Below are 8,075 nucleotides of genomic sequence, written 5' to 3' on the forward strand. Positions count from 1 at the left end.
TTCTATTCAATCTCATTTTTCTCACAGAACTAAAATATGAATGTATTATATCGCATAATTATACATAAATCAAGTCATAAATCTTATAAAAACTAATTTTGTCAGGTTCGTTGTTTTCAAAAGGAATCGTTTTTCAAATTTTATGCAATTGATACATTCAGCTCCTGCAACAGCAGAACAAAATCTTCTGGTATGGAGGCATGCAAAAAAAGCGCTTCTTTGGTAACGGGATGGATCAGACTGGCCGAAAGGCAATGCAGCGCCTGACGCCCGATTTTATCCAGATGTCCTCCATACAAGTCATCCCCGGAAAGCGGATGAAAAATACTTGACAAATGTACTCGAATCTGATGAGTTCGACCGGTTTCCAGGTGTATTTTCAGAAAAGTAAGGTCATTTTTCGAGCATACGCTCTGCCAGTGGGTGACAGCTGCTTCACCGGAAGGCGAAACCATTCTCTGAATTTTGCTGCCGGGAGCCAGCGCAATCGGCGAATCGATCGTTCCACGTCCCGACAGAACACCCTCGCAGACAGCAATGTATTCTTTTTGTATATTATGGGACAAAGCTGCCGCAATATAGGAATTTTTTGCAACAATTACAATTCCACTTGTATTTTTATCCAATCGATATACAGGCCGGAACCGGCAGGTCTCCCCTGCCCTGCGCCAATGAAACGCCACCGCATTCGACAGCGTGCCTGAGTCTGAGCCCGGCACGGGATACATCGCCATTCCGGCAGGTTTATTCACTGCCAGCAGATCGGCATCCTCATACAAAACCGAAATCGGCACTTCCGATGGAACGGGAATCTCCTCGTCCTGCGGCAGGTTCAGGCAAACATTGTCCTCTGCATGCAGCAGAGTAATGGCCGTGGCATGTGTTCCGTTGACACAAAGGCCGTTCGGAACCCGCTTGAGTTTTACCAGAAGGCGGGCCGATACACGGCAATACCCGCGCAGAAAGCCCTTCAGGCGGCAGCCTTCATATTCCGCGGGAACCGCAAAAGTCAGTGTGCGCAAAGCATTTTCCCTCCCTCTCATCAAAAAAGCGGCAGCCGAAGCCGCCGCTTTCTGAACATCAGCGAATGACCTGATGATTAATCTACTGCAACTGTCCAGCCGAAGGTATCCGGCAGCTTGCCCCACTGAATACCGGTCATGGTATCGTACAGACGCTGGGACAACGGGCCGATTTTACCGTCGTTGAACTCCATGATCGCATCGCCCCACTTGAGGTGACCGATCGGGGAAATTACAGCCGCGGTACCGGTACCGAACGCTTCTTTGAGTTTTCCCTCTTTGGCCGCGTCGGCCACTTCCTGAATCGACAGACGGCGCTCAGTGACATTCAGGCCCCAGGATTTCAGGATATCGATAGCGGACATACGGGTCACACCGGACAAAATGGAACCCTGCAAAGCGGGAGTGACCACTTCATCGCCGATCTGGAAGAATACGTTCATGGTGCCGACTTCTTCAATGTATTTGCGCTCCACGCCGTCGAGCCACAAAACCTGTGTATAGTTCTGCTTTTCCGCCTCGTCCTGCGCCTTGAGGGACGCCGCGTAGTTGCCGGCGGTCTTTGCAAAACCCATGCCGCCCTTTACCGCACGCACATAGCCGTCTTCCACATAAATCTTCACCGGATTCAGGCCTTCGGGATAATATGCGCCGACGGGCGAGCAGATGATGATAAACATGAGGTGATGCGCGGGATGCACGCCCACAACCGGATCAACGCCGATAATAAACGGGCGTATGTATAATGATGTACCGGGAGCAGAAGGCACCCAGTCACGATCTACAGAGACCAGCTTCTTGATTGCTTCCACCGCAAATTGCTCGTCGATCTGCGGAATACAGAGACGTTCGTTCGAGACGTTCAAACGCGCCATATTTCTGTCGGGACGAAACAGCAGAATCCGGTTATCGTCCGTACGGTAAGCTTTCATACCCTCAAAAACAGATTGTCCATAATGCAGGCACATGGCGGACGGCTCCAGATTCAGGGGAGCATACGGTACGATTCGGGGATCATGCCAGCCCTCGCCGCTGGTGTAGTCCATAATAAACATATGGTCCGTAAAAGTACGGCCGAATCCCAATTTTGTCTCATCCGCAGGCTTGGCCTTGGGGTGTTGAGTGTGTTCAACTCTGATTTGCATAGTTAGCCCTCCCTGATATTTTATCACTTTAACTCATTGTAACATCATTCATTTTTAAATTCAAGACACCTGTCATCCGCAATCGGACAGAAAAATACACAAAATATCAGGTATGGCTGCGCAGACCTTTTGGATACCGGTTCTTCATTTTGCCGGAAGAACACTTGCCGAATCCCGTCATCACACCGTCAACAGCGACCCCCACATAGCCTTTCAAAGCGGGATCGACCTCCAGTTCTTCTCCGTGCAGATACGCGCGGATCTCTGATGAGCGGGACAAAAAATCCACCGTCTGCCTTAGCTGGTGCGGCAATGACGACAAAAACAGCGCATGCGCCGGCTCGATACGTCCTTTCTGGATTTCACCGAGCATCACGCCGGCACGGATCACCCCAAGGCCGGACAACCCGGGAAGAAACTCCGGCGCAATCAGAATCGAACTGCCGCTTTGAATCAGCGGGCGCGGCAGCGGAGTGTTAAAAATCTGGCCGTACAGCGCTTTTGCGTCTGCCTGCGCAGGGAATTTTGCAAAGGGATAGTCCGCCGCACGGCAAGCAGCGGGCGAAGTCTTTCTCATTTTCGCCACAAAGTGCCCATCCCCGCCGTCCATCGGGAAAACGCGCCGTGCCTGCGGCATTCCGATTCCGGGCCTGCCAAAGGAAACGCCGGAATCCTCCAGAACAAAATCCGGATGCCGGAGCAGAAACGCACGGACAGTTTCTTCGTTTTCTTCCGGCGAAAAGGTGCAGGTAGAGTAAACAAGGATTCCGTTTTCCCGCAGGGCGTTTGCGGCGCTGTCCAGAATCAGGCCCTGACGAACCGCGCACGTTTTCACATGCTCTTCGCTCCAATCCTGCACGGCCTGCGCGTCGCGGCGAAACATTCCCTCCCCGGAGCAGGGCGCGTCCACCAGCACACGGTCAAAAAAACCGGAAAGCGTTTCGCATAGCAGTTCGGGATGACACGAGGAAATCACGGCGTTTGAAACACCCATGCGCTCCAGATTGGAAAGCAGCGCCATCGCGCGGGAGCGAACCACCTCGTTCGACCACAGCAGTCCCCTGCCGGCCAGCAAAGCCGCGATTTGCGTGGATTTTCCACCCGGCGCGGCGCACAGATCGAGGATCTTCTCCCCCGGCTGAGGGCCCAGTATGGTCACGGCGGAAGCCGCGGAAGGCTCCTGCGAATAAAAGGCCCCCGCATGGTGCAGCGGGATGCTTCCGGGCTTGTCCGCATCCTCGGGAATATAGTAAGAATATGGAGAAAACGGGCTGATTTCGATTGGAAAATCGAGTGCGTTTTTTAGTGTTTTTTCGTCGCATTTGATCGGATTCAATCGAATTCCGCGCATGGAAGGCTGCTCCATACACTCTAAAAAATCGGCGTATTCGTCGCCCAGCAGCGTGTGCATACGGCCCAAAAACGCCGAAGGATATTCGTTCATAAACAGGTCAGCTCCCAAAGATTGTTTGTATATTTCAAAAGGAACGGAAAACAATAATCGCGAAGGGGGTGAAATACTTGGATAAAAATTATGAGAAGAGCACAAACAAGACCCAGAATTCCACCAGCAACTGCAAAACCCAGAGCAGCAACAATAGAACCAACAACTCTACTCAGAACAACTCTACTCAGAACAACAATACTCAGAGCAACAATAAGACCAGCAATTCCACTCAGCAGAAGAAGGACTCTTCCTCCTACAACAACGTAGAGAACAACAATAACTACCGCTAAACGACTAGTAACATTTTAGAGCAGACGGTTTTGACGAATGGCAAAACCGTCTGCTCTTCCCTTTTTAAGGCTTTCTTTCAAATGTACTTATGGATCTTCGGGCTTCTTGCTTTTATTCAGAAGATCTTTCAGGGTTTTTTCTTCCTTCCTGATCTCTCGGAAGCCCTGCCCGGTGATCTGTCCGGCTTCACCGATAATGATAAAGGCCTTGTGGTCTGTGGAGCGGATCACGTCTGTCATTTTGCTGACCTCATAGCGCCGCACGGCACACAGCAGCACTTCCCCGTCATGGTTGCTGTATACGCCCCTCGATTTCAGGGCCGTAACGCCGCGATCCATCTCAGAGAGGATTTTCGCCGCGATTTCGTCATTCTTTTCCGAAATGATAAAGAGCATTTTGCCGGTACCGGCGTCCGCGCCGTACAGGATCGTATCGATCAGACGGGTGGATACAAAAACGGCGATAAACGCATAAAGGGCGCTTTCCAGACTGCGGTACACAAATCCGGAGAGCAGAATCACCATCGCGTCCACACCCATCATCAGCTGGCCGATGGAAAGTCCGCGCAGCCTTAGTTCCAGTAAACGGGCGATCAGGTCTGTGCCGCCGGTCGTCGCGCCCCGCAGCAGAACCAGGGAAAGCCCGATTCCTTCCAGTACGCCGCCAAAAATTGCGGCGAGCATGTGGTCGCCCTCATACACAGGGAGGTAAGAAGCAAGCGCGTCAATGGTAACGGAACACATCAGGGTAGCCAGAATGGTCTTTCCCACCAAGCGGTATCCCAGCTCCCAGATGGCCCACAGGAACACCGGAACGTTGATGACAAACAGCATGGTTCCGATCGGTGTGCCAAAGAGATAATTGAGAACCGTTGCAAGACCGGTAATTCCGCCGGGTGCGATGTGATTCGGTGCGGTAAAACAGTTGACCGAAACCGAAAACAGTACACTGCCGATCAGAAAATACAGGACATCCATAAAAACAATCTGATTGCGCTTTTTCAAAGCTCCCATACGAAAGCACCTCACTCCTCGCAGATTAAGGCAAAGAATTGACGCAGGCGCGCCAACTCCCCTTTCAAATATAAATATCCAAATAAGGCTTCCAGCGCAGTGGCCGCGTGGTAATCGGCCGGGCTGGAGTTTTTCGGTACATGAGATACTTTTGCGTTTCGTCCCCGGCGGAAAACGGCTTCTTCCTCTTCGGTAAACAAAGGGATCAGCTTTTGCGCCGCCTGTGCCTGCGCACCGCAGCATACCTGGGCCACAGCATTTTTATGCAGCGTGTTCACCGGGCAGTTTGCCTGGCAGACCAGGCGCTCCCGCACAAACAGTTCGAATACGCCGTCGCCGACAAAGGCCAGGGTCAGGGGACTGAGCTGACGCGGATCGCAGTCTTTCTCTAAAAAGCGTTCCAAAAATCAGGCCCCCTATTCCACAAAATCGAATTCCAGATCATACATGCTGACGGTGTCGCCTTCTTCGGCCCCTGCCTCACGCAGGGCGTCGATGACACCGGAGCTGATCAGAACACGCTGGAAATATTGCAGGGACTCGTAGTCGTCGAAGTTGACGGAGCGCAGCAGCTGAAGCAGCCATTCTCCCTCTACCACAAAGACGCCGTCCTGATTGGTAACCGTAAATTTCTCCGCCTGTTCGGGAGTGATTTCGAGCAGCGGCACCGGATCGGGCTCGAAGCGAATCACCGGCGGCAGCTGCGAGAGCTTTTCCTGAATCCGCTTTAAAAGCGGGTCTACCCCATAACGAATGGCAGCCATGATCGGGAAGAACTCATAGCCCTGCTCTTCCACAAAGCGGCGAAACTCCTCGATCTGCTCCTCGGTCGCGAGGTCGCATTTGTTCCCCGCCACGAGCATCGGACGCTCGGATAGTTCCCCGTTAAACTTTTTCAGCTCACGGTTGATGGTCTCAAAATCTTCTTTGGGATCGCGCCCTTCGCTGCCTGCAACATCTACAATATGCACCAGCAGACGGCAGCGCTCCACGTGACGCAAAAACTGGTGGCCCAGTCCGGCGCCCTCTCCGGCACCTTCAATCAGGCCGGGAATGTCCGCCATAACGAAGGATTGTCCCTCACCCAGAAAGACAACGCCCAAAACCGGCGTGATGGTCGTAAAGTGATAATTCGCAATGTTCGGCTTTGCCTCACTCACGACGGAAACGAGCGTCGATTTTCCAACATTTGGGAAACCGACCAGACCGACATCCGCCAAAAGCTTCAGCTCAAGCTGTACGTCGAACGCTTCGCCGGGCTGGCCCGGCTTTGCAAAACGAGGGGTCTGCCGCGTGGGAGTGGCAAAATGGGCATTTCCCCACCCGCCGTTTCCGCCGCGGGCAATGATCTGCGGCTCATCGGTAGACAAGTCCGCGAGCAGACGGCCGCTTTCCAGATCGCGCACCAGAGTTCCCTGCGGCACACGGATCACCAGATCGGGCGCGCCCCTGCCGGAGCATCGTTTCCCCGCGCCGTTCTGCCCGTTCTCGGCAATATACTTACGTTTATAGCGGAAGTCCGCCAGAGTGGAAAGGTTCTTGTCCACCTGAAACACGACATTTCCGCCGCGGCCGCCATCGCCGCCGTCTGGCCCGCCGGCCGCAACATATTTTTCCCGGTGAAAGCTGACGGCACCGTTGCCGCCGTCGCCGGCCTTCACTTTAACTTTCGCGATATCTACAAACATATGCTTTCCGGCTCCTTATACTATTCCCCTATTTCAAAACGATATATGATATTTTCTTTGTTTTCTCCCCGTCAAAGCAAAGAATAATGGAATGCCGCTTTCAAAAAGAAATCGGCACCTACCATTTGGCTGCTTTTTACGGGAATTGACGATGTAAGGCATCTACAATTGATCGGAGAACAGTAGGACTGCTCCCGCTTAGTATAGACCTGATCATATCAAAAAATCCCGGGAAAATCCCGGGATTTTGCTTTCAGTTGGTAACTGAATTACTGCTCAACAGCGTATACGCTGACCTTTTTGCGGTCGCGGCCAAGACGCTCGAACTTCACAGTACCGTCAATCAGAGCAAAGAGAGAATCGTCGGAACCTCTGCCCACATTGTTGCCGGGATGAATGTGAGTACCGCGCTGTTTTACCAGAATGTTTCCAGCCAGAACGAACTGACCGTCCGCACGCTTCGCGCCCAAGCGCTTGGATTCGGAATCACGGCCGTTCTTTGTGGAACCGCCGCCCTTCTTATGCGCGAAAAGCTGAATATTTATCTTTAACATAGCTTTACACCTCCGTAAAATTTATCCTGATATTGTCTGGATATTGCTCCTGCAGGCCCATCAAATGGAGCCTGAGTCCTTGCAGCAGGGTTCGGCACAGAAATACCGCTTTTTCAGGAATCCGAAGAGACATGTCGCCCTCCGAAACAGAAAGATCTGCTTTGACCTGAACCACATCGGTAATCGCGTTCGCCACCAGATACGCCGCGGAAGAAACCGCTGCGCACAGAATGTCGGAACCCTCTTCCGCCAATCCGGAATGTCCGGTCATCTGAAATCCCAAAAGCTCGCCGTTCGGCTGCTGCAAAAATAAAACCTGAATCATAATTAAGCGTTAATGGTCTCGATCTGTACCTTTGTGTAAGGCTGACGATGGCCCATCTTGCGCTTTGAGCTCTTCTTCGGCTTATAGGTGAAAACGGTAATTTTTCTCTGCTTGCCGTTCTTCAGCACTTTGCCGGTTACGCTTGCGCCCTCAACAAAGGGAGCTCCCACTTTCAGGCCTTCTTCGCCGCCAAGAGCAACAACTTTAAATTCAACGGTGGCGTCCTGCTCCGCTGCAAGCTTCTCGATATAGATGACATCGCCATACTGTACCTTGTACTGCTTGCCGCCGGTCTCAATTACTGCATACATAAATAGAGTATCCTGCCTTTTTTCAATCTCGCTATCCCAGGCGGATCAAAAGATCACTTCAAAAGCCCGTAATATGCGGCCTACCAATATTATCATACCCTGTCAATTTTGTCAAGATAGGTTGTCCCGATCCACCTGCGATTCTGAAAATAAAAAACGGGCCTTCCCCCGCCGCAGGCAGGGGTGGAATAACGATTGTGTTTTGTTATTATAACAGGATAACCAGAACCAATTTACAGTTCATTTTTAAAAAGCTGTTTTCTGCTCTATACCATCATG

General features: G+C 51.9%; 10 protein-coding genes. 1 reads left to right on the forward strand and 9 read right to left on the reverse strand.

From position 1 onward, the window contains the following. Positions 1-140 precede the first annotated feature (140 nt). The 3 genes from TY09_RS02935 to TY09_RS02945 form a co-directional block, all read right to left on the reverse strand. Positions 141-1,022 (reverse strand): RluA family pseudouridine synthase, encoded by an 882-nt coding sequence (locus TY09_RS02935; protein ID WP_042431066.1) that lies wholly within the window; start codon positions 1,020-1,022, stop codon positions 141-143. Positions 1,023-1,099: 77 nt separating this feature from the next. After that, positions 1,100-2,167, reverse strand: coding sequence for a branched-chain amino acid aminotransferase (locus TY09_RS02940; protein WP_042431069.1), 1,068 nt, complete (start codon positions 2,165-2,167; stop codon positions 1,100-1,102). Between the two features lie 106 nt (positions 2,168-2,273). Beyond that, complete coding sequence (locus tag TY09_RS02945) at positions 2,274-3,611, reverse strand: RsmB/NOP family class I SAM-dependent RNA methyltransferase (protein ID WP_042431073.1); 1,338 nt, start codon at positions 3,609-3,611, stop codon at positions 2,274-2,276. A gap of 68 nt (positions 3,612-3,679) precedes the next feature. Between TY09_RS02945 and TY09_RS02950 the strand changes: the two genes are divergently transcribed. Further along, positions 3,680-3,904, forward strand: a complete 225-nt coding sequence (locus TY09_RS02950; protein ID WP_411918200.1) for a hypothetical protein — start codon at positions 3,680-3,682, stop codon at positions 3,902-3,904. A gap of 87 nt (positions 3,905-3,991) precedes the next feature. Here TY09_RS02950 and TY09_RS02955 read toward each other — a convergent pair whose 3' ends face one another. From TY09_RS02955 to rplU, 6 genes are all read right to left on the reverse strand, one after another. Then, positions 3,992-4,918, reverse strand: a complete 927-nt coding sequence (locus TY09_RS02955) for a YitT family protein (RefSeq protein ID WP_042431080.1) — start codon at positions 4,916-4,918, stop codon at positions 3,992-3,994. Between the two features lie 11 nt (positions 4,919-4,929). Beyond that, positions 4,930-5,322, reverse strand: coding sequence for a Mini-ribonuclease 3 (locus tag TY09_RS02960; protein ID WP_009063963.1), 393 nt, complete (start codon positions 5,320-5,322; stop codon positions 4,930-4,932). A 12-nt stretch (positions 5,323-5,334) separates the two neighbouring features. Continuing rightward, positions 5,335-6,606 carry a GTPase ObgE gene (gene obgE, locus TY09_RS02965; protein ID WP_009063710.1) on the reverse strand — a complete coding sequence of 424 codons (1,272 nt, stop codon included), beginning with the start codon at positions 6,604-6,606 and terminating at the stop codon, positions 5,335-5,337. 269 nt (positions 6,607-6,875) lie between these two features. Continuing rightward, on the reverse strand, positions 6,876-7,160 hold the full coding sequence (gene rpmA / locus TY09_RS02970) for a 50S ribosomal protein L27 (RefSeq protein WP_009063459.1): 285 nt from the start codon (positions 7,158-7,160) through the stop codon (positions 6,876-6,878). A gap of 4 nt (positions 7,161-7,164) precedes the next feature. Further along, on the reverse strand, positions 7,165-7,485 hold the full coding sequence (locus TY09_RS02975) for a ribosomal-processing cysteine protease Prp (RefSeq protein ID WP_042431082.1): 321 nt from the start codon (positions 7,483-7,485) through the stop codon (positions 7,165-7,167). A 2-nt stretch (positions 7,486-7,487) separates the two neighbouring features. Beyond that, positions 7,488-7,796 carry a 50S ribosomal protein L21 gene (gene rplU / locus TY09_RS02980; protein ID WP_009063990.1) on the reverse strand — a complete coding sequence of 103 codons (309 nt, stop codon included), beginning with the start codon at positions 7,794-7,796 and terminating at the stop codon, positions 7,488-7,490. Between the last annotated feature and the right edge of the window lie 279 nt (positions 7,797-8,075).

The sequence above is a fragment of the Faecalispora jeddahensis genome (assembly GCF_000577335.1).
GTDB lineage: Bacteria > Bacillota > Clostridia > Oscillospirales > Acutalibacteraceae > Faecalispora > Faecalispora jeddahensis.

Bases quoted from the DNA above. Each gene is read 5' to 3' on its own strand.
- TY09_RS02940 (WP_042431069.1), bottom strand. From the start codon at position 2,167: ATGCAAATCAGAGTTGAACACACTCAACACCCCAAGGCCAAGCCTGCG.
- TY09_RS02945 (WP_042431073.1), bottom strand. From the start codon at position 3,611: ATGAACGAATATCCTTCGGCGTTTTTGGGCCGTATGCACACGCTGCTG.
- TY09_RS02955 (WP_042431080.1), bottom strand. From the start codon at position 4,918: ATGGGAGCTTTGAAAAAGCGCAATCAGATTGTTTTTATGGATGTCCTG.
- obgE (WP_009063710.1), bottom strand. From the start codon at position 6,606: ATGTTTGTAGATATCGCGAAAGTTAAAGTGAAGGCCGGCGACGGCGGC.
- rpmA (WP_009063459.1), bottom strand. From the start codon at position 7,160: ATGTTAAAGATAAATATTCAGCTTTTCGCGCATAAGAAGGGCGGCGGT.
- TY09_RS02975 (WP_042431082.1), bottom strand. From the start codon at position 7,485: ATGATTCAGGTTTTATTTTTGCAGCAGCCGAACGGCGAGCTTTTGGGA.
- rplU (WP_009063990.1), bottom strand. From the start codon at position 7,796: ATGTATGCAGTAATTGAGACCGGCGGCAAGCAGTACAAGGTACAGTAT.